The sequence below is a fragment of the Variibacter gotjawalensis genome, assembly GCF_002355335.1.
Taxonomy (GTDB): Bacteria; Pseudomonadota; Alphaproteobacteria; order Rhizobiales; family Xanthobacteraceae; genus Variibacter; species Variibacter gotjawalensis.
The window spans coordinates 3428112-3448139 of sequence record NZ_AP014946.1; the positions used below are offsets into that span (position 1 = coordinate 3428112).

Below are 20028 nucleotides of genomic sequence, written 5' to 3' on the forward strand. Positions count from 1 at the left end.
CGGCTGTCATCCCGTCCGAATTACTCCAAGGATTGGATCCGTGACGGCCTACGATACTCCGACTATTTTCGAGCGCACTTTGCGTGGCGAATTGCCCGCGCACAAAGTCTACGAAGACGCGCACACCCTCGCCTTCCTTCATTTCGCTCCGCGTTCGCCCGGCCACACGGTGATAATTCCGAAGGTGAGGTCGCGCAATCTGTTCGACGTTGGCCGCGAGGAACTCGCGCAAGTTATGCGCAGCGCTCAGACCATCGCGAAGGCCGCCATGACCGCGCTCGGCGCGGACGGCGTCATTCTGCATCAAGTCAATGAAGAGGCTGCGGATCAGACTGTGTTCTATTTCCACGTCCACATCATCCCCTGTTACGAAGGCATCGAGGTGAAGCCGCCGCGCGGCCCGATGGAGAAGCCCGAGATCCTCGCGATCCCAGCCGCGAAGCTCTGGAATGCACTGATGGGCCCCAAGGATTGACGCTGACGCAGCGGCCTGCCATCCAAACCGAATTCAAGAACCGAAGGATGGCGACCGTGGCGACTTACGATCCGAACAACATCTTCGCGAAGATCCTGCGTGGCGAACTGCCGGCACAAAAAGTCTACGAGGATGCCCACACACTCGCCTTCATGGACATCTCGCCACGCGCGCCCGGCCACACGCTGATCATCCCGAAGAACCCGGCGCGTAATCTGCTCGATGTCGAGCCGGACGATCTGGCTCACGTCGCGGTGACCTCGCAAAAGATCGCGCAAGCCGTAATGAAAGCTTTCGGCGCCGATGGCGTGACGGTGCAGCAATTCAACGAAAGCGCCGGCGGACAGGTCGTCTTCCATCTGCATGTCCACGTCATCCCACGTCACGAAGGCGTGAGCCTCAAGCCGCCAGCCGGGCCGATGGAAAAACCGGAGGTATTGGCGGAGGCGGCAGAGAGGATCAAAAACGCGTTAGCCTAAGCAACCCTTAGCAAAATCGACGTCTCCGCTGCTATGCAGCAAGCGCGCTGGTGCAGCGCGCAAGGACGCCCCACTTCGACGTCATAGACAACAGAAGTGGAGTCTACTTATGAAGAAGATCATTCTTGCTGCCGTCGGCGCTACGGCTCTGCTCGCAACGCCGGCTCTCGCCCAGAGCGTTCGTTACGAGCGTGGCCCCGTCGCGCCCTATGTCTCGCAGTACGGTTACAGCGAAGGCTACGTGTCGGAGCGTCCGTACTACGGCCGTGGCGTCCGCGATAACAACGGCCATTACCGCGGCAACGACCCGGATCCGAATGTGCGCCTCGATCTGCGCCGGGATAACTGGGAACAAGGCGGCTAACGCCTTCTAGTTTCGAGCGAAAGCGGGGAGCCTCGGCTCCCCGCTTTTTTGTGCGCGGTTTCGGTTTGCACGCAGAAGCCGCCCGTTGCCTCGCACGCAACCCACCGGCATAGTGCGGCCCCTGTTCGCATGTTTTGGGGCTAAGATGTTGCTCCAGCCGGAGAATCGCGTGAGCAAGCTTGAGTCGAAAGTTGACGTAAACACCGAAGATTTCCGTGCCAACGCCGCGTTGATGCGCGAACTGAACGACCAATTGCGCGCGCGCCGTGCCGAAGCTGCTCTCGGTGGTCCGCAGCGCTCTCGCGATCGGCATATCTCACGCGGCAAGCTGCTCCCGCGCGATCGCGTCATGAGCCTGATCGACCCGGGCTCACCGTTTCTCGAACTCTCCCCCCTCGCCGCTTACGACATGTACGACGAGGCAATCAACGCGGCCGGCATCATCACGGGCATCGGCCGCATTGAGGGCCGCGAATGCGTGATCGTCTGCAACGACGCGACGATCAAAGGCGGCACCTACTATCCGATGACGGTGAAGAAGCACATTCGCGCGCAAGAAGTCGCGCGCGAGAACCGTTTGCCCTGCATCTACATGGTTGATTCCGGCGGCGCGAACCTGCCGCAATGGCCGGAGGTGTTTCCGGACCGCGAGCACTTCGGCCGCATCTTCTACAATCAAGCAACGCTGTCTTCGCTCGGTATCCCGCAAATCGCCGTCGTTATGGGCTCCTGCACGGCCGGCGGTGCTTATGTTCCGGCGATGTCGGACGAGACGATTATCGTTCGCAAGCAAGGCACCATCTTTCTCGGCGGCCCACCGCTCGTCAAAGCCGCGACCGGCGAGGTCGTGTCCGCCGAAGACCTCGGCGGGGCCGACGTACACGCTCGCCTCTCCGGCGTTGCGGATCACTATGCGGCGAACGATCACCACGCGATTGGCCTCGCGCGCCGCATTGTCGCGAACTTCAACCATAAGAAGAACGTCGACATCCCGCTGCTGACGCCGCACGAGCCGCATTACGACATCGAGGAGCTGGACGGCATCGTGCCGGTCGACCTGAAGAAGCAATACGACATACGCGAGGTCATCGCGCGCCTCGTCGACGGCTCTGAGTTCGACGAGTTCAAAGCGCTCTACGGCACAACCATCGTCACCGGCTTCGCCCACATCCACGGCATGCCGGTCGGCATCATCGGCAACCAGGGCATTCTCTATTCGGAAAGCGCGCTGAAAGCCGCGCACTTCATCGAGCTGTGCTGCCAGCGCCGCATCCCCCTCCTCTTCCTGCAGAACATCGTCGGCTTTATGGTCGGCCGCGAATACGAGGCGCGTGGCATCGCTAAGGACGGCGCTAAACTCGTCACTGCGGTCTCCTGCGCACAGGTGCCGAAGCTCACGCTGGTGCTCGGCGGTTCTTACGGCGCCGGCAACTACGGCATGTGCGGCAGGGCCTACTCGCCGCGTTTCATGTTCTCGTGGCCGAACGCGAAACTCGCCCTCATGGGCTCGGAGCAGGCGGCTTCCGTGCTCGCCACCGTCCGCCGCGACAATATCGAGGCCGGCGGCGGCTCCTGGAGCACCGAAGACGAAGAAACCTTCAAGCAACCGATCCGCGACCAGTTCGATGCGCAGGGCAATCCTTATTTCGCCACAGCGCGGTTGTGGGATGATGGCATTATCACGCCGTCCGAGACGCGGCGCGTTCTCGCGCTCGCCTTCTCGGCGGCACTGAATGCGCCGATCCCGCAGACGAAGTTCGGCGTGTTCCGGATGTAATCGAACGGCAGAACGACAATGGACGCCATCACGACCCCAGCCCTCGCCCGCATCGCTCCGCCCGAAACGCGGAAGTCGACGCTCGAAATCATTCGCGGCATCATTCGCAACCCGATCGAGAATTGGCCGATCGAGACTTACGAAGAGCCGTTCGTCTGGGCGAAGCTCTTCGGCAAAAATCTCGTGATGGTCAGCGATCCGGAGTTGATCAAAGGCATCCTTGTCGATCACGCCGACGCCTTCGAGAAAGCGCTCTCGATGCGCCGCTCGCTCGGCCCATCACTCGGCGACTCGATCCTTCTCGCCGAAGGCGCACGTTGGCGCTGGCAGCGCCGCGCCTCGGCGCCGTCGTTCCGGCACGAGCGCATCCTCTCGTTCTTCCCCGCGATGCATGGCGCCGCCGAGATCTCCTGCGTAAAGCTGCTTTCGCAGGCCGGGCAAGAAGTATCGATGGCGCACGAAATGATGCGCGTCACGTTCGACATCATTGTCGAGACGATGCTGTCTGGTGCCGCAGGTCTCGATGTCGACCGCGTCGAACAATCGATCACCGACAGCATCAGCACGACGACATGGTCGTTGCTGTTGACGTTAGCCGGATTGCCGAAATGGACGCCGCATCCGCGCAAACTCGTCGCCGCGCGCGGGCGGAAATATCTCAAAAGCGAATTCCTGCGCATCGCGAAGGAACGCCGCGCCAATCCGTCCGATCGAAACGATCTTTTGAGTCTGCTCGTCAACGCGACCGATGCCGAGACCGGCACGGCGATGAACGATCAAGACCTTGCTGACAACATCTTCACATTCATCGCTGCGGGCCACGAGACGACCGCGCTCGCGCTGACCTGGACATTCTATCTGCTCTCTCAGCACCCATCGATCGAAGAGCGCGTGCTCGCCGAGATCGCCGAAGTCACGCAGGGCGAACCGCTCAAGCAGGACGACGTCGACAAGCTCGCATACACGAAACAGGTGATCATGGAGTCGATGCGGCTTTACCCGCCGGCCGCGATGGTCGTCCGCACTGCATTGCGTGACATCGAACTGCCGGGGCTGACCATTCCAAAGGGCACGCCGGTGAATATCCCGATCTATGCAACGCAGCGTCACAAGCGCATCTGGTCGTCGCCCGATACGTTCGATCCGGAAAACTTCACGCCGGAGGCGATCAAGTCACGGCATCGTTACAGCTACCTGCCGTTCGGCGCTGGCCCGCGCATTTGCATCGGCATGTCGTTCGCGCTCACCGAGGCCGCCATTATTCTCGCGACGATTCTTCCTGCTGTGCGGCTGCGTTTGCGTCCCGGATACTCGCCGCATCCGCAATTGCGCGTGACCCTTCGCCCTATGGGTGGAATGCCGATGACGGTCGAGCGTCGCACCTAGCGACGCATCGCCGCATAAGAGCTACTACACGCAGCGGTAGTGAGACACGCCTCCATCAACAATTTGAATGAGTTAGCGCGGACGCGTGAAGCGTTCAAAATACTTTTGCCGCAAGATGGGCACTATCGTCTTCTACAGCGTTGTCCTGGAAACCGGGGTCTTGAGAACCTATATGGCGCCGGGCACTTGATTTGACTGATTCGTCGTTGTGGCGTGGTCAACTTAGACAATGAGGATTTGAAATGCTGAGGACTGGTTTCATTCTTGCGGGCGCTTTCGCCCTTTCGCTTTCGGTGATCGCCGACGCCAGCGCTCAGCGCGGCTCTCAGACCGAACAAGATGCTTGCGCACGCGACGTCACCAAGCTCTGCCGCAAAGTCATGGATCAGGGCGACATGATCGTCCTCGGCTGCTTGAAGCAAAACCGCGCAAAGCTCAGCAAAGCCTGCGCAAAAGTCCTGACCGATAACGGACAGTAATTGATCTTATTCGTGCATCCTGCGACGTTACCGCGTCGACGGGAGCGCCATGAAACCGATAACGATCGCGGCCGCCGCGTTCTTGGCCCTGATGCCGACGGCGGCCGCTGTCGCGTCTGGGCCTGAGAGCCTGCGTGACTGCCGCGAGCAAACTGATCCCGATCGCGTCACACAAGCCTGCAGCAGCGTTATCGACGCGGGCGCATCCGAAACTGCGCGCAATCGTGCAACGGCGTATATTTATCGCGCCGGCGTCTATCTTCAGAAGAACGATCGGCCACGCGCGCTGGCTGACTACGATGCCGCGATCGCGACCGATCCCACCTTCTCGCATGGGTTTTTCCAACGCGGATTGTTTTATCATCGCGGCGGCGACCTGGTGCGCGCAAAGGCCGACTACGACACCGCGCTAAAGCTCGACGCCAAGTTGATCCCCGCCTACCTCAACCGCGGTACGATCCACTATCAACTCCTCTCGTACCGCCTCGCTCTTGCCGACTTCGACAGCGCCGTCGCGCTCAAGCCGGACGATCCGGACTTGCTACACAATCGCGGACTGGCGCGTTTGGCGCTCGGTCGTATCGATCCAGCAATTTCCGATTTCAGCCGCGCGCTCGAACATGCTCCGCAATTCCCCCGTTTCTGGTTCAATCGCGGCCGCGCCCAAGCTGCAAAAACGGAGTTCGCTGCCGCCGCGTCCGATTTCGCGGCAGCGCTGGAACGCGACTCCGGATACACGCTCGCACAAACGTGCCTCACCGCCGCGAAGGAAGCGCAGGCTGCAAAGGACGCAAAGCGCCGGCCGTTCTTCCCGATGCACTGCCTGCGTGACGTGCCGACCCCGCCCCGCCCCAGCCTCTAACGAAACCCTTGCCGCAGAGGCATTCTCTTCTCATGATCCCGGCGCGACCGCATCAATAACAAGGCGGCGCCTGGGAGAGTTTTCATGCAATCGAAGTTGCTCGCTGCCGCTGTCGTCGTCCTCGGGCTGACCGCAGCGCCTATCGCATTCGCACAAAACGCCATCACGGCAAAGGATGTCCTGCGCGACGATCTCAACGGCATGGCCAATCAAGAGACGATCATGCAGGCTATCGAGATCGCGCCTGGCGGGATGGTCCCCTGGCATACGCACCCCGACGGCCACGAGATAACCTATGTGATTGAAGGTTCGCTGACGCTCGAGGTGGACGGCCAGCAAAAGCGCACGTTGAAAGCCGGCGACGGTTTCCACATCCAGCCGAAGACACCGCACTCGGCGAAGAATGAAGGCAGCGAGAAAGCGAAGATTCTCGTCGTGCGTTTGAACGAAAAAGGTAAGCCGATCGCACAGCCGTTCCAGCGCTGAATTGAGGAACATCCGCGCTCCGCATGGGTTGTTTTAACAGAACAACAACAGCGGAGCGCACTGATGCAACTCGACAAGATTCAAGAACATATGGAAGTGCTCGGATCCGACGGTGAGCACGTCGGTACCGTGGATCATCTCGATGGGCAGACAGCGATCAAGCTCACGAAGACTGATCCGGCCGCAAAGGGTAAGCACCATCTTATTCCGGCAGCGTGGGTCGATCACATCGATCGCCACGTGCATCTCAACAAGTCGGCTGCGGAAGCTTTCTCGCAGTGGAAAGAAGCCGCCTAACCTCTAGACGACCAAGCCCGTGAGTTGGCGCTTCCGGTCCGAAGCCGGTGGCGTCAATTCGCGTTTGGACGCGGCGCTTCCATCGAGTCCGTTTGCGTTGACGGCGTCGACGACTTGGTACCGTTGATCAGCGACGACACCGTTGCCTGCACCTTGCCGGCCCAGTTTCCCGCATTGCGGCCGACCACATCCCAATTGACCATCGGGCGCTCCTGCGTGCCATCGGCCCGCGTCGTTCCGGCATTCGTAGTGTCGTAGACGTAAGCCGCAGCGAGCAGGAACACTGCACCGAGGATCATCCCAGAGAACATTCTCATTCCAGAGCTCCAGACGAGCGATGTGATTTCATGGCGGCAGAAGAAGTCCGCATCAAGACATCCAGTTCCATGCAATTGAGCATAGAGAAGCAAACCATTGATATAACTTAGTTTTCCGAAAAAAGTTGGCTTTTTCCACAGCCCCGTGCTAGGTTGCATTTCCTCACAAAAAGGCCGTTCGGGCCGAGTGATCAGTCAAAACAGGCGTTGTGGCGTGCACAAGTACACGATTGGCGAAACCGTTCATTTTTCGGCCCCGCTTCCCGGCCGCATCAGTGTTGAAGGCAACTACGAAGTTGTTCGGCTACTCCCTCCGGATGGTGACGACTTTCAATACCGGATCAAGAGCCTCACTGAGGCTTATGAGCGCGTAGCCAAAGAAAGCCAACTCGAAGTCGTCGCTGCCTAGCGCAAGCGCCTCTGTGCAAGCTCGTCTGAGCAACTGCGGTAACCGGCTGATCTCGCTGTCAGAAATTTCCCGCGCTTAACGGCTGTTCATAACGCATTATATTTGCTCCGTTATTCGGAACCTCGGCGCGATTCTCGTATTGATGTGCCGGGGGATCACACTGACGGAGATACCATCAATGCGTTTTCATCTAGTTGCTGCTGCGACCGCGGCCTTTTTGGCTCTACCGCTCTCGGCCGGCGCCGCGACACTGGCACCGACCGACATGTCGGCTCAGTCAGTCTACGTTGGACCGGGAGGAGTTCGCGTTGGTCCGGACCATCGCCGCTGGGAATCGCGTGGCGCACGCCGTGACCGTCGCTGCCGCACCGAGGTGCGCACCGTCGAGCGTCGCGGTCGCACCGTGACGACCCGGTCGCGTGTCTGCGACTAAGATTGTCGATATTGTAGCGAGAATGGCCCCATCAGTGGGGCCATTTTTGTTACTGTTGCGATGAGCCTCATTCAGGTCGCCTTTGCGGCCTAGCAGCACGAAACACGGAAGAATCGGGGAACGGCGCAGATGTGGGGACTTGAAGCGCTCGGCATCCAATATAATGAGGCGACCGGCATCGTCGGCCTTCCTGTCTGGGCGGCCGCCGTTGCCGCCGCATTGCTGGTCGTCTTCTTCGTTCTCGCGCTTGTACGCACCGGCCTCGCCGGCACGCTGATGTTCCTCGCGCTGGTCGGTTTCGCCGGCTGGGCGGCCTTCTCCTGGACCGAACACAATCGCGTCGAGGAGCGGCGGGGGCTCCAGGCCCGCCTTCTCGCCACAGAAACTGTCGCGCAAGCACCCAATTCGCCATTGAGCTGCCTCGCCGGCACCAGCGGCGATGCGCTCGAAACCGCATGCGAGCGTAGCCTGTTCGCAAGCGCCGAGTCCGCAGCAGCCGCGACATCCTACGCGGCGCGGCAGGTTAGCCTCCTTGGCGACGCTTTGCGGTTCGCTTCGGCCAGCAACGATACGGCTTTCGCCAAGATCTTCGACCCGCTGCGGGTAACTCTCGAACAGGACCGCTACGGAGCCGTCGCCAATGCGCTGACCACCCGCTACGGCTGTTCGCCAGACGTCTGCGTCGCCTTCGCGAACTTCAAGGACACGGTGCGCCTACGCGCGAACATGCGCGACAACGCCTTTGCCGGCCACGTCCAGCGCGCCTCGGCGTCTTGGGGCGAAAAAGAAAAGGTCGCCTCCACCCCGGCACCGGCCCCGAACACGATGGCGACACGGCCCGGCGCACCCGGAACACCGCTTCCCGACGGCTACAATCTGCCGTCGGCGTCCTCGATCCCGCCGGTCAGCATCATGGCGGCCGAGCCGACGACCCCGCCGCCCGCCGCAACACCGCCACGCCCCGCAGCCGCACAGCCGCAACAGCCGCGCCGCACCACGCCGCCGCCACCGCGCCGGCCGGCCGACGCGGCTCGTCCCTCCCCGCCGCCCGGAACGCCGGGCAGCCCAAATGGCTCGGCCTCCAACGGCCTGCCACCTCCGCCCCGCGCGCAATAGTGCATGACGGCTCGCGCCGGTTGACCCGGCGCGGCGCCTCGCTCAGAAATGTCGAATGCTGAAATCCGTTCTGATCGCCAACCGTGGCGAGATCGCCTGCCGCATCGCCAGAACCGCAAAAGCGCTCGGTATGCGCACGATCGCGGTCTATTCCGACGCCGACGCGAAGTCGCTTCACGTCCAAGTCTGCGATGAGGCGCACCACATCGGCGCCGCACCGCCGCGCGAGAGCTATCTCGTCGCCGAGAAGATCATCGCGGTCGCCAAGAAAGCCGGCGCCGACTGCGTTCACCCAGGCTACGGCTTCCTCTCGGAGAACGCCGCCTTCGCTGAAGCTTGCGCAGCTGCCGGTCTCGTCTTCGTCGGCCCGCCGCCGAATGCCATTCGGGCGATGGGCCTGAAAGACGCCGCCAAAGCGCTGATGGAAAAAGCCGGCGTGCCGGTCGTCCCGGGCTATCACGGCGAGCGGCAGGAGCCGACGTTCCTGAAGCAGAAGGCTTACGAAATCGGCTATCCGGTCCTCATCAAGGCGGTCGCCGGCGGCGGCGGCAAAGGCATGCGCCGCGTCGACAAGCACGCCGACTTCGACGACGCGCTCGAAGGCGCGATGCGTGAAGCGCAAGGCGCGTTCGGCGACAACCGCGTGCTGATCGAGAAATACGTCCTCTCGCCGCGCCATGTCGAAATCCAAGTCTTTGGCGACAACTACGGCAATGCCGTTCACCTCAACGAGCGCGACTGCTCGCTGCAGCGCCGCCATCAGAAGGTAATCGAAGAGTCCCCGGCTCCGGGCATGTCGCCACAAGTGCGTGACGCGATGGGCCGTGCGGCCGTCGCCGCCGCGAAAGCGGTCGGCTATTCGGGTGCCGGCACGGTCGAGTTCATTGCGGACGGTGCCGGAGCGCTTCGCGCCGACGGCTTCTGGTTCATGGAAATGAACACGCGCCTGCAGGTCGAGCATCCGGTCACCGAAATGGTGACGGGCCTCGATCTCGTCGAATGGCAATTCCGCGTTGCTTCGGGCGAGAAGTTGCCGCTCGAGCAGAAAGACATTCGGCTCAACGGCCACGCCGTCGAAGCACGCCTCTACGCGGAAGACCCCGAGCGCGGTTTCGTGCCGTCGACCGGTCGCGTCATCGCGCTCGAGCTTCCGCAGCGCGAAGGCGTCCGCATCGACGCTGGCGTCGCCGCAGGCATGGACGTGACGCCCTACTACGATCCGATGATCGCGAAAGTCATCGCCCATGCGCCGACGCGCACCGAAGCGCTCGACCGTCTCGCCGACGTGATGGACCACACGGCCGTCGCCGGTCCACGCACCAACGCGGCTTTCCTTTCGGCGATCTGCAAGCACCCTGAATTCCGCGCCGAGAAGTTCGACACCGGCTTCATCGAGCGCCACATGGAAGACCTCGGCGCTGTTCCGCGCGCGAAGGATACGGCCGCAGTCGCTGCCGGCGCCGCGCGCCTGTTCGCGCGCGAAACCACTGCGCTGCACGAACGCGCGCGCCGCGTCAGCACCGAACTACACTCGCCGTGGTCTGCCACCGACGCCTTCAGCTTCTCGGGCGACCGCAAGACCAGCATCGCGCTGATCGCCGACGGCGAGCGCATTCGTGCCGACATCTCCTATCCGCAGCGTGCCAAGGCGGTGGCGACAATCTCCGTCGACGGCGCTGCGGCTGCGAGCGACGCGCATGTCATCGATCACGGCCGCGACGTCTACGTGCTGCGCGGCGGACGGCAGTTCGTCGTCCACATCGAAGACCCGGCAATCGATGCAGATCACGGCGGCGGCGATGGCGCCATCAAGGCACCGATGCATGGCAAACTCTTGGCCCTCTTCGTCAACGATGGCGACACCGTCGACAAAGGCGCGCGCGTCGCCGTCATCGAAGCGATGAAGATGGAGCACACGCTGACGGCGCCGATCGCCGGCACCGTGCGCGTCCTCAACGGCAATGTCGGTGCGCAAGTCGCCGAGGGCACCGGCCTGGTCCAGATCGAGGCCGCGACCTGAGATGAGCCTGAACCTCATCAAACTCTGCGTCGGCTGCGACTCGATCGAGGAGCTGCAGGGCTGGATCGACGAGCGGCTGCGCGACAAGAAGAAGCGCAAGCTGCCGGTCGAACATGTGCACACCACCCGCATGATGCCGAAGCGTGTCGATGAGTTGCTCGGAGCCGGCTCGCTCTACTGGGTGATCCGCGGCGAACTATCTTGCCGCCAGCAGCTGCGGGACGTGCGCAGCATCATTGACAAGGAAGGTATCAGCCGCTGCGAGCTTGTGCTGGAACCGAAGGTCATCACGGTTCGGCCTCGACCCTTCCGCGCCTTCCAGGGCTGGCGGTATCTCACCGTGAAAGACGCGCCGCCCGATCTCGATCACGCCGCGCCAGGCGCGGCCGGTATGCCGGAACCCATGCGGCGCGAACTCAGAGAGCTGGGATTGCTCTGATGAAAATCTTGCTCGCCGGTGCCATCATCGCTTCAGGTTTCGCGACTGCCGCAGTCGCCGACGATTGTCGGGGCGGAGTGCAAAGCTCGCTGACGCAGCCGAAGACCAATTGCGCGCAGAGCAAACCGTCGGTGGGGCGCGCGGAGAAAACCGGCCGTCAGGACGAAAAGCTTCCGCCTGGAACTTATCGCGCCGGCAATACGACCGTGACGGTCGGCGGTTATCTCAGCGTTGGAACGAGCGTTCGCGCGCGTTGACAACTTAATCCGCTCGCGATCACATTGAGGCCGCACTGCGACGCGAGAAGGATTCGCGTGAGGCATATTTCCATCATTGTTTTGTTCGCGACTGTCGCAGCTGAGCCTGCGCTGGCCCGCGAATTCGTCTGTTCGAATCTCTCTCAGGTGGGGCGCGCCACCAACGGCGATCTTGTCGCGGTCACGGTGCGTGAAGGCAGCCAGCTCAAGATCGCAATCGATACGAAGAAGCCGACGAGATCGTCCATCACTTGGACGAATACGGGCGATCCGGAACTCGACGATCAGCCGAACAATTTCACATCGCGCAGCCGCGTGATCGAACGCGACGGACAGATTTTCGCTTCGCTCATGGCGGATACGAAAACGCTTCAGTCCGCCGGAACGCTGATCATCGCGCGCGACGGCGCGCTGTGGATTACCGAAAGCACGGCCGCGAACGACAAGCTCGTGCACTACATTATTCAAGGCAATTGCCAGAGGAAGTGATGATCACCTGCTATCTCCGCTACGTCATCGATCCCGATAAGATCGCTGAGTTCGAGGAATACGCGAAGATGTGGCTCAATCTTCTGCCGCGCTTCGGCGGCATCCATCACGGCTACTTTCTGCCGTCCGAGGGGGAAAGCGACATCGCGCTCTCGATGTTCAGCTTCGCAAGCCTCGCTGAATACGAACAGTATCGCAAAGACGCCGCGAAAGACCCGGACGTAGCCGAAGCCGTCGCCTTCGCGAAGCGCACCAAATGCTTCCTGCGCTACGAGCGATCGTTCTTCCGGCCAGTTCTGCCGGAGGTCGGCTAGACCGCAATATTATCGATCAGCCGGGTCTTCCCGATCTTCGCCGCGACGAGCAGGCGCAGCTTTGCATCGCTCTTATCCGCAACGGATTTAAGCGACTCCGTCTCGCGCGCTTCGAGATAATCGACCGCAAAACCTGCCTGCTCGAGCGACTTTTGCCCCGCCTCGGTCGCCTTCGAGACGGCGGTTCCGGCGCGAATGTCTTCGGCACAAAAACGCAGCGTCCGATGGATCAACGGTGCGATCGCGCGGTGCTCTTCGGAGAGGTAGACGTTGCGCGACGACATAGCGAGTCCGTCTTTCTCGCGCACGGTCGGCGCTCCGATAATCTTCACCGGAATGTCGAGATCGGCGACCATCTTCTCCACGACACGCAGCTGCTGGAAATCCTTCTCGCCGAAAATCGCGAAATCCGGCAGATTCTGCAGCAGCAGTTTCGAAACCACGGTCGCGACGCCACCGAAGAAGTGCGGACGGAACTTATCTTCGAGGCCGACGCTCGCCGGCCCTGACGGCGCGATATGCGTCGAGAAGTCCGGCGGATACATGATCGTCACCGCCTTCGGCGCCCAGACGAGATCGGCTTTCGCCTCCGCCAGCTTCGCGCAATCGGACTCGAATGTGCGCGGATAGCTCGAGAAATCCTCCGTCGGCGCGAACTGCGTCGGGTTGACGAAGATCGAGACGACGACGCGCTCGGCCTTCTTCTGCCCGTGCTTCACCAGCGCCAGATGCCCCGCATGTAGCGCGCCCATCGTCGGCACCAGCGCGACTTTCTCGCCGGCGTTTCGGTATCCCTGGATGCGCTTGCGCAACGCCGCAATCGTGTCGGCAATGGCAGGACGGCGAGGCATGGAAAACCCTTCGGATAGCAACTCTACGAGGCCCGACACCTACCGCATTCCCCGCACTAAACCAAACGGTTACCGCCAACCCGCGGCCGAATGAACCACAGGCTTGCACTCCCGCGACAAACAACCACTTAATCGCTTTCCAGGGAGACAGAATGAGCCGCAACCCGACAGACCGTCAGACGCCCGCGCCACGGCAGAATGCCGATGCGCAGGCCAAGGCGCCGTCGTCGCGCGGCGATATCGACGCGTTCTTGACGCGCGCCCGTACGCTCGCGCCGCCGGTCGCGCCGGGCCAGCGCGGCCGCCTTCTCTTCGCGCTCGACGCAACGATGAGTCGTCAGCCGACCTGGGACACCGCTTGCCGCCTGCAGGGCGAGATGTTCCGCGAAGCCGGCGCGGTTGGCGGCCTCGACGTGCAGCTCGTCTACTATCGCGGCTTCGACGAATGCCGCTCTTCGCCCTGGGTTTCCGACACTGCGCGCCTGCGCGATCTCATGAGCCAGATCGACGTGCGCGGCGGCCATACGCAGATCGCCAAGATCCTTCGCCACGCCCGCACCGAAACCCAAAAGACGAAAGTGCAGACACTCGTCTTCATCGGCGATGCCATGGAGGAGAAGATCGACGACCTCTGCGCCGCCGCCGGTGAACTTGGCATGCTCGGCGTTCCGGTATTGATGTTCCAGGAAGGCAGCGACAGCGTCACCGAGAAAGCCTTCCGAGAAATCGCGCGGCTGACGCGCGGTGCCTATTGCCGTTTCGATCAGGGCGCCGCGAACACGCTAGCTGAGTTACTCCGTGCCGCCGCGATTTACGCGGCTGGCGGCATCCGGGCGCTCGAGAACGCGAACGACCGCGGCGCGCGGCAGCTGTTGGAGCAGCTCAAGTAATGCCGCAACTTCTGATCGCGATCGCGATCGTCTTCTTCCTCTATTTCGGACTGCAGTGGCTTAAGAACGCCAAGCCGAACCAGGTGCGCGATGGCTTGAAGACCGCCGGCGGTGTCGCGGCGCTCGGCATCGCGGGGCTGTTCGCGGTTCGCGGCCAGATCGCAATCGCGGCGCCGCTCGCGATGGGCGCGATGGCCTTGCTCGGCTGGATTCCGGGATTGCCCGCGAGTTGGACGCAGCGCTGGAATAAGACGCCTGGCCAGGTCTCGCGCGTACGCACGGCCTTCGTCGAGATGGAACTCTCGCACGACACTGGCGAGATGCAGGGTGTGATCTTGGCCGGCCCCTACGAGGGAACCTCGCTCGATGCGCTCAACGTGCCGACGCTGGTGCGTCTGCTGGCCGACATCGACGACGAGAGCCGCGCCCTACTTGCAGCTTATCTTGACCGCCGGGATTCCCGCTGGCGTGAAAACGGTGATCCGGGTCAAGCAGCGGGGAGCGGCGTGGCGGCTGGCGGCGGGGGCCCAATGACGCCAGAGGAGGCCTATCAGGTCCTTGGCTTGGAAGCCGGCGCGAGCGCCGACGACATCACGCGCGCGCATCGGAACCTGATGAAGAAAATCCATCCCGACCAAGGGGGATCGACGTACCTTGCGGCTCGCGTCAACATGGCCAAGGACGTTTTGCTGCGCCGACATGCGTGAACTCACTCCGACTGTACTATCGGCTCTGTCTTCTCTGCGCGCCGGGTGAGTTGCCCCACCCTTCCCCGTTGAATCAGTTTCTTAGTTTTTCATCGCGAGGCAGTTGATCTCGCTGCGCTTTAGCTGCTTGCACGCAGCCTCAGCGCGGTCGCGATCGAAGCCCGCGAAGCGTGCGCGGAAGAGCGTGGTGTCGCCCTTCGTGACGCGTTCCGTGAACGGCTCGGCGCGGCCGAGAGCGCTGCTCGCGAGCGAACGCGCTTCCTTCAGACGCTCCTGCGCCTGCGTCTCAGCCGGGAATGCACCGATCTGAATAACCCATTCGCCTTTCGGCAGAGCACGCGGCGAACGCGGCTCGCTGATGATCGGCGTATCGCCGAGCGAAGCGACGCGCTGCGGAGCAGCGACCGGCGCCGGTGCAGCAGCTTGAGCCGCCGGACCGCGCTTGACCGTCAAAGTCTTCACCAGCGTCGGACGGATCGGCTCGGCCGAGCCCACCGACGGAGCCGGCGCGGCAACCGGAGCCATCATGGCGAAAGTCTGCGGCACCGATGCGGTCGCGCGCGGCGCTTCCGCGACGGCGACACGCTGCGGCTTCGCCGGCGCATCGTTGTCGGCAACTTCGATCATGCGCGGCGCGGTGCGGCGGGCCGAAGCCTCGACGATATTGTCCTCGAGAAGGTGACGCATGCGCGCATCGCGCGCGCCACCCGAACGTCCGCCGAGCACGACGGCGACGATGTGGCGATTGCCTCGCTTCATCGACGACACGAGATTGAAGCCCGAAGCGCGCGTGTAACCCGTCTTAATGCCGTCGACACCTTCGACGCGGCCGAGCAGACGGTTGTGGTTGCCGATTGGGCGGCCGCGATACACGAACTGGCGCGTGTTGAAGTAGCGATAGTAGCGCGGGAAGCGTTCCTGGATCGCGCGGCCGAGGATCGCCTGATCGCGCGCCGTCGTAATCTGCTCCATGTCGGGAAGACCCGACGCATTTTTATAGACCGTGCGGGACATACCGAGCGAGCGCGCCTTGCGCGTCATCATACGCGCGAAATCTTCCTCTTCCCCGCCGATCGCTTCGGCGATCACGGCGGCAGCGTCGTTGGCCGAACGCGTGACGAGCGCCTTGATCGCGTCTTCGGCTTCGATCGTCTGGCCCGGGCGCAGGCCTAGCTTTGTCGGCGCCATCGAGGCGGCATGCGACGAGACCGGAAGGCGGCTGTCGAGTCGCAGCTTGCCGGACTCCAGCTGCTCGAACAGCATATAGAGAGTCATGATTTTCGTGAGCGAGGCTGGATGACGGCGCTGGTCGGCGCTCTCGTCATGCATCACTTGGCCCGTATTCGCGTCGACGACGATCGCTGCATAAGCGGGTGCATAGCCGACGGCGCGGAATTTCTTGTGACGGCGGCGTGCATCTGCCGGATCAGATCCGAGGGCAACGACCGCGACAACAGCAGCAAGAGCGAACACGGCGATACGCGTGCCGGTCCGAAATTTTTTTGAACGCATTACATCTTCCCGTCTGCCGATACGCCGCAACCACCGGGCGCCACCCCCGCTTTTCACCCTCTTGACCCCGTGAGATCCCCCTCAGCGGTATTCGGGAGTGGCAAATAAGCGACCCTCGAAGATTAAATTCGTGCGGTTTCCAATCAGTTAAGCCTGGGCATTCACGTTGATTTGCTGCAATGCACAAAATTCGTTGACTCGTTTTTGCACTGCATTATCTTTCAGGCCAAGAGCCCTTCCGGTTCGAGGAGTACCGACAATGAAAAATCTCGACGACATGCAGGCCGTCAGCCGCGAAGGCATGGAAGCCGCTACGCAGTCGATGGCTGCCGCCTCGCAAGGCGCGCAGACGATCGCGACCGAATTCGCCGACTACGCCCGCCGCTCGGTCGAACAGAGCGCTGCCGCGTTCGAGCAGATGACCGGCGTTCGCTCGATGGAGCGCGCGATGGAAGTTCAGGCGAATTTCGCCAAGAGCGCCTACGAGTCCTTCATCGCGCAGGCCGCAAAATTCAACGAGATCTACACCGACATCGCCAAGCAGAGCTTCAAGCCGGTCGAGGATTACGTGAGCAAGGCAAAGCCGAAGGGCTAATCGCGTTCGTCGCGGATCGAACGAAAAAAGCCCGGCAGAGATGCCGGGCTTTTTTATCGTGTCGTTTAGAGAATCGTGACGTGTGGGGCTATTTGGATATCGCAAGCAGAGTTAGGTTTTGCGCAATGGCGACGAAGGTCGCACTCAAATCCGACGCGCTCTTAACATCATAAAAAAACGATGGCTGAGACGCACAGTTGCGAAGCAGATCAGCATTCCCGTCGATGATGCGGACTGTGTAAATCGTACGTCTGCTGCCGGACTGCTTGAAGTTCTGACACGCAAGCGCTGTGCGATCATCTATATTATTGCGTTTTGAGTGGTCGCCCCAGCGGTTCTGTTTATTGTCGCCATCGGTCAGGAGGATCACGATTTTCTCGAGATCCTCGACGTCGTCGGATGCTTCTGTCAGTGGATTCTGTTTGGTCAGCGCATGCCAGGCCCAAACTAGACCTATCGTCACATTCGTGTCGCCGGATGGCGATAGAGAGTCCACCTTCTTCCCGAACGTCGAATTCGGCTTCGTGCTGGTCAATTCGGATGGCGACCATGCCCCACTTGCGAGAATATCGGTGAGCGGCAAAATTTCGGCTGGGCAGTTGTCCGCCTGATGAGGCTGATACATCGTTTTCAAATCGGCCGTGCTGGGGGGATCGTCTTGCACGTCAAAAGACTTGTCGCGGTCGAAAACACATCCATTCCAAGCGGAATGGGGCTTCGCTCTTTTTTCGCAGATTTTTTCCCCCCCACTAGAAACACAGACTTTTTGTCTATTCTCGAGTTCCCAGTCACTCCAGTCGAGCCATGTCGCGCTCACGTTGTGGATCCCAATGTTCACGTCCGTACTGAACGGAACGATCGCAACCCTGGTGTCACCAGGCTTCTTGGCGGCGAGAAACAGCTCATTCAATAGCTTGCGAGTTGCGGTTTTCAACTCGGTCATTTTGTCTCCCTTCATTGATCCGGTGTTGTCGAGCGCCAGTGCGATCTCCAAACGCTTCATACCCCAGACGACTTCGGTATTCGCGGCGATCGGGACACTGCCGCTACCGAGCAGCCTCATCAATGTTGTATCAACCGCAGATGTCGCATGAATCTTCACCCTGGATTTTCCATCTGTCGTCGCGCGTCCGCTGATATACGTAACGGTGACTGTGGCTGAATCTGTGAATCGCCGATTAAACTGAGCGTCGAAGAATTTTTGCCCGCTTGTTTGAACCGACTCCGCAGTCATCGCTGGATTCTTCTTCAACTCACGCGCAACCATCAACGCTGCCGCATCGATCGCGTTCTGTAGGGACGAGCGCGTGTACGTCGCGCGGCCGTAATCGACCGAGAAACCGACAGCCCCGATCAACGGCACCAGCAAAAAGGCAAACATGATGGCAATGTTGCCGCGCGTGTCCGCGCCAAACCGATAAAACATACTCGCCGACCGAAAAATGGATTAAGTAAAAACGCCGCGAGTATTGCGGGAGATATCTTGACGACACGTTGCATCGATCGGGGAAACAGCCGGCTATCTAGAAGAGAATTCGGCGAGCACAACCTCCATCACATGATTACACGAGACACAACCGCAACAAAAAAGCCCGGCATCGCTGCCAGGCTTTCTTACAAAGGTCATCGTCTTGTCTATTGAGTAATCGCCAGCTTCGTCAGGTTTTGCGCGATGGCGACGAAAGCCGTGCTCAACTGCGACGCGTTTTTCACGTCGTAGAAGTAGGCTTCTTTCGTTGCACAATTCCTCAGTAGGTCAGCGTTGCCGTTAATCACGCGTACGCTATAAATCGTTCGTCGCTCACCGGAGACTTTGAAGGCCTCGCACGCTTGCGCCGTGCGAGTATCCATCGAGGGGTCGTTCCCATCTCTCGGATCGGGGCCTCCCCAACGATTCTCCGTATTGTCGCCGTCCGTTAACAGGATGACGATCTTTTCTAGATCCTCGGCCTCATCAGAGGCCTCCGTCAGCACGCTCTGCTTGGTCAATGCGTGCCAGGCCCACGCCATGCCGATGGTCACGTTCGTATTGCCGGTCGGCGTCATGGAATTGACCTTCTTGGCGAGGGTCGAACTCGGATTTACGGTATTGTTAAGATCAGAAGACGACCAGGCTCCAGCCGAAAGGATGTCAGTCAGCGGCAGTATGGAAACGGGACAGTCATCAGCCTGATGCGCTTGGTACAAAGTTTTAGCGTCCGTAATCGTCGGAGCAATGTCCAACGTATCATACCAGGTCGCCTTGTTGCTCTTCGTGCCGCGGTCGCGATCCCAGACACAGCCGTTCCACGCCGACCGAGGCTTCGGCTGTGAAGTGCAAACTCGGTTAAATCCACTACCCGTGCACACGGTTTGACGGTTGCTGGCTTCCCAAGCGGTCCAATCGAGCCAGGTCGCGTTTGCGTTGCTCGTTCCCACGTTCACGTCAGTCGCGAACGGGATGATAGCAACTTTCACGTCGCCGATCTTTTTTGCCGCCTGATACAGCTCGTCCAAAAGCTTACGAGTGGCGGTCTTCAGCTCCGTCATCTTGTTGCTGCTGGCCATCGAGCCCGTGTTGTCAAGCGCCAGCGCGACTTCCAGTCGTTTGATCCCCCAAACGACCTCAGCTTGACTTGAGATCTGTACTCCGTTCGCTCCGACAAGCTTCATCAAAGTGGTGTCGACTGCGGTGGAGGCTGTCATCTTGACACGCGACTTTCCGTCCACCTCGGTGCGACCGTTGATGTACTGAACGGTCACTGTCGCGGAGTCGGTGAAGCGCTTGTTGAATTGCGCGTCGAAATACTGCTGGCCGCGCGTTTGCACGAAAGCAGCAGTCACGGTCGGATTGCTCTTCAGATCTCGCGCCAGCATCAACGCAGCAGCATCCATCGAGCTTTGCAGCGATGCTCGTGTGTAGGTGGCGCGACCATAGTCGATCGAGAGCCCGGCCGCCCCGATCAAAGGGATGACCATGAAACCGAACATGATAGCCATATTGCCGCGGGTATCCGCGCAAAAGCGTCGAAGCATGGTTGACGACCTTTGTTGTTATTCTTCACAACCTTGCCGACAATTTACCGGTGAGATGT

25 protein-coding genes are annotated in these 20028 nt (G+C 61.0%); 20 read left to right on the top strand and 5 right to left on the bottom strand.

Translation table 11 applies throughout. The features are described 5' to 3' along the window. The first annotated feature begins 40 nt into the window (after positions 1-40). From GJW30_RS16710 to GJW30_RS16750, 9 genes are all read left to right on the top strand, one after another. The gene (locus GJW30_RS16710; protein WP_096357333.1) at positions 41-475 is read left to right on the top strand and encodes an HIT family protein; all 435 of its coding nucleotides are present in this window, start codon (positions 41-43) and stop codon (positions 473-475) included. Positions 476-531: 56 nt separating this feature from the next. After that, positions 532-954 (top strand): HIT family protein, encoded by a 423-nt coding sequence (locus tag GJW30_RS16715; protein WP_096358877.1) that lies wholly within the window; start codon positions 532-534, stop codon positions 952-954. A gap of 109 nt (positions 955-1063) precedes the next feature. Then, the gene (locus GJW30_RS16720) at positions 1064-1318 is read left to right on the top strand and encodes a hypothetical protein (protein ID WP_096357335.1); all 255 of its coding nucleotides are present in this window, start codon (positions 1064-1066) and stop codon (positions 1316-1318) included. Between the two features lie 232 nt (positions 1319-1550). Then, entirely contained in the window at positions 1551-3095 is a 1545-nt protein-coding gene (locus GJW30_RS16725; protein WP_283804853.1) for a carboxyl transferase domain-containing protein, read from the top strand. An 18-nt stretch (positions 3096-3113) separates the two neighbouring features. Continuing rightward, positions 3114-4481 (top strand): cytochrome P450, encoded by a 1368-nt coding sequence (locus GJW30_RS16730; RefSeq protein WP_096357337.1) that lies wholly within the window; start codon positions 3114-3116, stop codon positions 4479-4481. Positions 4482-4723: 242 nt separating this feature from the next. Then, positions 4724-4960: a hypothetical protein gene (locus GJW30_RS16735; RefSeq protein WP_096357339.1), complete on the top strand. Its 237-nt coding sequence runs from the start codon at positions 4724-4726 to the stop codon at positions 4958-4960. A gap of 49 nt (positions 4961-5009) precedes the next feature. Beyond that, positions 5010-5822: a tetratricopeptide repeat protein gene (locus GJW30_RS16740; RefSeq protein ID WP_096357341.1), complete on the top strand. Its 813-nt coding sequence runs from the start codon at positions 5010-5012 to the stop codon at positions 5820-5822. An 84-nt stretch (positions 5823-5906) separates the two neighbouring features. Further along, positions 5907-6308 (top strand): cupin domain-containing protein, encoded by a 402-nt coding sequence (locus GJW30_RS16745; protein WP_096357343.1) that lies wholly within the window; start codon positions 5907-5909, stop codon positions 6306-6308. Between the two features lie 60 nt (positions 6309-6368). Continuing rightward, positions 6369-6605 (top strand): DUF2171 domain-containing protein, encoded by a 237-nt coding sequence (locus GJW30_RS16750; protein ID WP_096357346.1) that lies wholly within the window; start codon positions 6369-6371, stop codon positions 6603-6605. Between the two features lie 53 nt (positions 6606-6658). On the opposite strand, the gene GJW30_RS16755 is transcribed toward GJW30_RS16750, so the two are convergent. Next, positions 6659-6922, bottom strand: a complete 264-nt coding sequence (locus tag GJW30_RS16755; RefSeq protein WP_130364549.1) for a hypothetical protein — start codon at positions 6920-6922, stop codon at positions 6659-6661. Positions 6923-7136: 214 nt separating this feature from the next. On the opposite strand from GJW30_RS16755, the gene GJW30_RS16760 reads away from it, so the two are divergent. The 8 genes from GJW30_RS16760 to GJW30_RS16790 all read left to right on the top strand — a co-directional run bounded on the left by GJW30_RS16760 (position 7137) and on the right by GJW30_RS16790 (position 12399). Then, positions 7137-7331, top strand: a complete 195-nt coding sequence (locus GJW30_RS16760; RefSeq protein WP_096358879.1) for a hypothetical protein — start codon at positions 7137-7139, stop codon at positions 7329-7331. Positions 7332-7509: 178 nt separating this feature from the next. Next, a complete protein-coding gene (locus GJW30_RS22745; protein ID WP_130364551.1) occupies positions 7510-7764 on the top strand; it encodes a hypothetical protein in 255 nt (84 codons plus the stop codon). A 129-nt stretch (positions 7765-7893) separates the two neighbouring features. Further along, positions 7894-8880, top strand: a complete 987-nt coding sequence (locus GJW30_RS16765) for a hypothetical protein (protein ID WP_096357350.1) — start codon at positions 7894-7896, stop codon at positions 8878-8880. Positions 8881-8935: 55 nt separating this feature from the next. Next, a complete protein-coding gene (locus GJW30_RS16770; protein ID WP_096357352.1) occupies positions 8936-10900 on the top strand; it encodes an acetyl/propionyl/methylcrotonyl-CoA carboxylase subunit alpha in 1965 nt (654 codons plus the stop codon). A 1-nt stretch (position 10901) separates the two neighbouring features. After that, positions 10902-11339: a DUF1489 family protein gene (locus GJW30_RS16775; protein WP_096357354.1), complete on the top strand. Its 438-nt coding sequence runs from the start codon at positions 10902-10904 to the stop codon at positions 11337-11339. Then, positions 11339-11596, top strand: a complete 258-nt coding sequence (locus GJW30_RS16780) for a hypothetical protein (RefSeq protein ID WP_096357356.1) — start codon at positions 11339-11341, stop codon at positions 11594-11596. The genes GJW30_RS16775 and GJW30_RS16780 overlap by 1 nt, the downstream gene beginning before the upstream one ends. Before the next feature lie 57 nt (positions 11597-11653). Then, positions 11654-12085 (top strand): hypothetical protein, encoded by a 432-nt coding sequence (locus GJW30_RS16785; RefSeq protein WP_130364553.1) that lies wholly within the window; start codon positions 11654-11656, stop codon positions 12083-12085. Continuing rightward, positions 12085-12399, top strand: a complete 315-nt coding sequence (locus GJW30_RS16790) for an NIPSNAP family protein (RefSeq protein WP_096357360.1) — start codon at positions 12085-12087, stop codon at positions 12397-12399. The genes GJW30_RS16785 and GJW30_RS16790 overlap by 1 nt, the downstream gene beginning before the upstream one ends. On the opposite strand, the gene panC is transcribed toward GJW30_RS16790, so the two are convergent. After that, positions 12396-13250 carry a pantoate--beta-alanine ligase gene (gene panC / locus GJW30_RS16795; RefSeq protein ID WP_096357362.1) on the bottom strand — a complete coding sequence of 285 codons (855 nt, stop codon included), beginning with the start codon at positions 13248-13250 and terminating at the stop codon, positions 12396-12398. The genes GJW30_RS16790 and panC overlap by 4 nt on opposite strands. Before the next feature lie 152 nt (positions 13251-13402). Between panC and GJW30_RS16800 the strand changes: the two genes are divergently transcribed. Next, entirely contained in the window at positions 13403-14140 is a 738-nt protein-coding gene (locus GJW30_RS16800) for a vWA domain-containing protein (protein WP_096357364.1), read from the top strand. Further along, entirely contained in the window at positions 14140-14847 is a 708-nt protein-coding gene (locus GJW30_RS16805) for a DnaJ domain-containing protein (RefSeq protein ID WP_096357366.1), read from the top strand. Before GJW30_RS16800 ends, GJW30_RS16805 begins: the two co-directional genes overlap by 1 nt. A gap of 81 nt (positions 14848-14928) precedes the next feature. Here GJW30_RS16805 and GJW30_RS16810 read toward each other — a convergent pair whose 3' ends face one another. Continuing rightward, entirely contained in the window at positions 14929-16359 is a 1431-nt protein-coding gene (locus GJW30_RS16810) for a D-alanyl-D-alanine carboxypeptidase (protein ID WP_096357368.1), read from the bottom strand. A gap of 259 nt (positions 16360-16618) precedes the next feature. Between GJW30_RS16810 and GJW30_RS16815 the strand changes: the two genes are divergently transcribed. Next, positions 16619-16954, top strand: a complete 336-nt coding sequence (locus GJW30_RS16815; RefSeq protein WP_096357370.1) for a phasin family protein — start codon at positions 16619-16621, stop codon at positions 16952-16954. 88 nt (positions 16955-17042) lie between these two features. Here GJW30_RS16815 and GJW30_RS16820 read toward each other — a convergent pair whose 3' ends face one another. Beyond that, a complete protein-coding gene (locus GJW30_RS16820; protein WP_096357372.1) occupies positions 17043-18380 on the bottom strand; it encodes a TadE/TadG family type IV pilus assembly protein in 1338 nt (445 codons plus the stop codon). A gap of 209 nt (positions 18381-18589) precedes the next feature. After that, on the bottom strand, positions 18590-19933 hold the full coding sequence (locus GJW30_RS16825) for a pilus assembly protein (protein WP_157746773.1): 1344 nt from the start codon (positions 19931-19933) through the stop codon (positions 18590-18592). Positions 19934-20028: the final 95 nt, after the last annotated feature.

Excerpts from the sequence above, each read along its gene's own strand:
- GJW30_RS16720 (WP_096357335.1), top strand. The coding sequence starts at position 1,064 with ATGAAGAAGATCATTCTTGCTGCCGTCGGCGCTACGGCTCTGCTCGCA.
- GJW30_RS16725 (WP_283804853.1), top strand. The coding sequence starts at position 1,551 with ATGCGCGAACTGAACGACCAATTGCGCGCGCGCCGTGCCGAAGCTGCT.
- GJW30_RS16730 (WP_096357337.1), top strand. The coding sequence starts at position 3,114 with ATGGACGCCATCACGACCCCAGCCCTCGCCCGCATCGCTCCGCCCGAA.
- GJW30_RS16735 (WP_096357339.1), top strand. The coding sequence starts at position 4,724 with ATGCTGAGGACTGGTTTCATTCTTGCGGGCGCTTTCGCCCTTTCGCTT.
- GJW30_RS16740 (WP_096357341.1), top strand. The coding sequence starts at position 5,010 with ATGAAACCGATAACGATCGCGGCCGCCGCGTTCTTGGCCCTGATGCCG.
- GJW30_RS16745 (WP_096357343.1), top strand. The coding sequence starts at position 5,907 with ATGCAATCGAAGTTGCTCGCTGCCGCTGTCGTCGTCCTCGGGCTGACC.
- GJW30_RS16755 (WP_130364549.1), bottom strand. The coding sequence starts at position 6,922 with ATGAGAATGTTCTCTGGGATGATCCTCGGTGCAGTGTTCCTGCTCGCT.
- GJW30_RS22745 (WP_130364551.1), top strand. The coding sequence starts at position 7,510 with ATGCGTTTTCATCTAGTTGCTGCTGCGACCGCGGCCTTTTTGGCTCTA.
- GJW30_RS16765 (WP_096357350.1), top strand. The coding sequence starts at position 7,894 with ATGTGGGGACTTGAAGCGCTCGGCATCCAATATAATGAGGCGACCGGC.
- GJW30_RS16770 (WP_096357352.1), top strand. The coding sequence starts at position 8,936 with ATGCTGAAATCCGTTCTGATCGCCAACCGTGGCGAGATCGCCTGCCGC.
- GJW30_RS16775 (WP_096357354.1), top strand. The coding sequence starts at position 10,902 with ATGAGCCTGAACCTCATCAAACTCTGCGTCGGCTGCGACTCGATCGAG.
- GJW30_RS16780 (WP_096357356.1), top strand. The coding sequence starts at position 11,339 with ATGAAAATCTTGCTCGCCGGTGCCATCATCGCTTCAGGTTTCGCGACT.
- GJW30_RS16790 (WP_096357360.1), top strand. The coding sequence starts at position 12,085 with ATGATCACCTGCTATCTCCGCTACGTCATCGATCCCGATAAGATCGCT.
- panC (WP_096357362.1), bottom strand. The coding sequence starts at position 13,250 with ATGCCTCGCCGTCCTGCCATTGCCGACACGATTGCGGCGTTGCGCAAG.
- GJW30_RS16800 (WP_096357364.1), top strand. The coding sequence starts at position 13,403 with ATGAGCCGCAACCCGACAGACCGTCAGACGCCCGCGCCACGGCAGAAT.
- GJW30_RS16805 (WP_096357366.1), top strand. The coding sequence starts at position 14,140 with ATGCCGCAACTTCTGATCGCGATCGCGATCGTCTTCTTCCTCTATTTC.
- GJW30_RS16810 (WP_096357368.1), bottom strand. The coding sequence starts at position 16,359 with ATGCGTTCAAAAAAATTTCGGACCGGCACGCGTATCGCCGTGTTCGCT.
- GJW30_RS16815 (WP_096357370.1), top strand. The coding sequence starts at position 16,619 with ATGAAAAATCTCGACGACATGCAGGCCGTCAGCCGCGAAGGCATGGAA.
- GJW30_RS16820 (WP_096357372.1), bottom strand. The coding sequence starts at position 18,380 with ATGTTTTATCGGTTTGGCGCGGACACGCGCGGCAACATTGCCATCATG.
- GJW30_RS16825 (WP_157746773.1), bottom strand. The coding sequence starts at position 19,933 with ATGGCTATCATGTTCGGTTTCATGGTCATCCCTTTGATCGGGGCGGCC.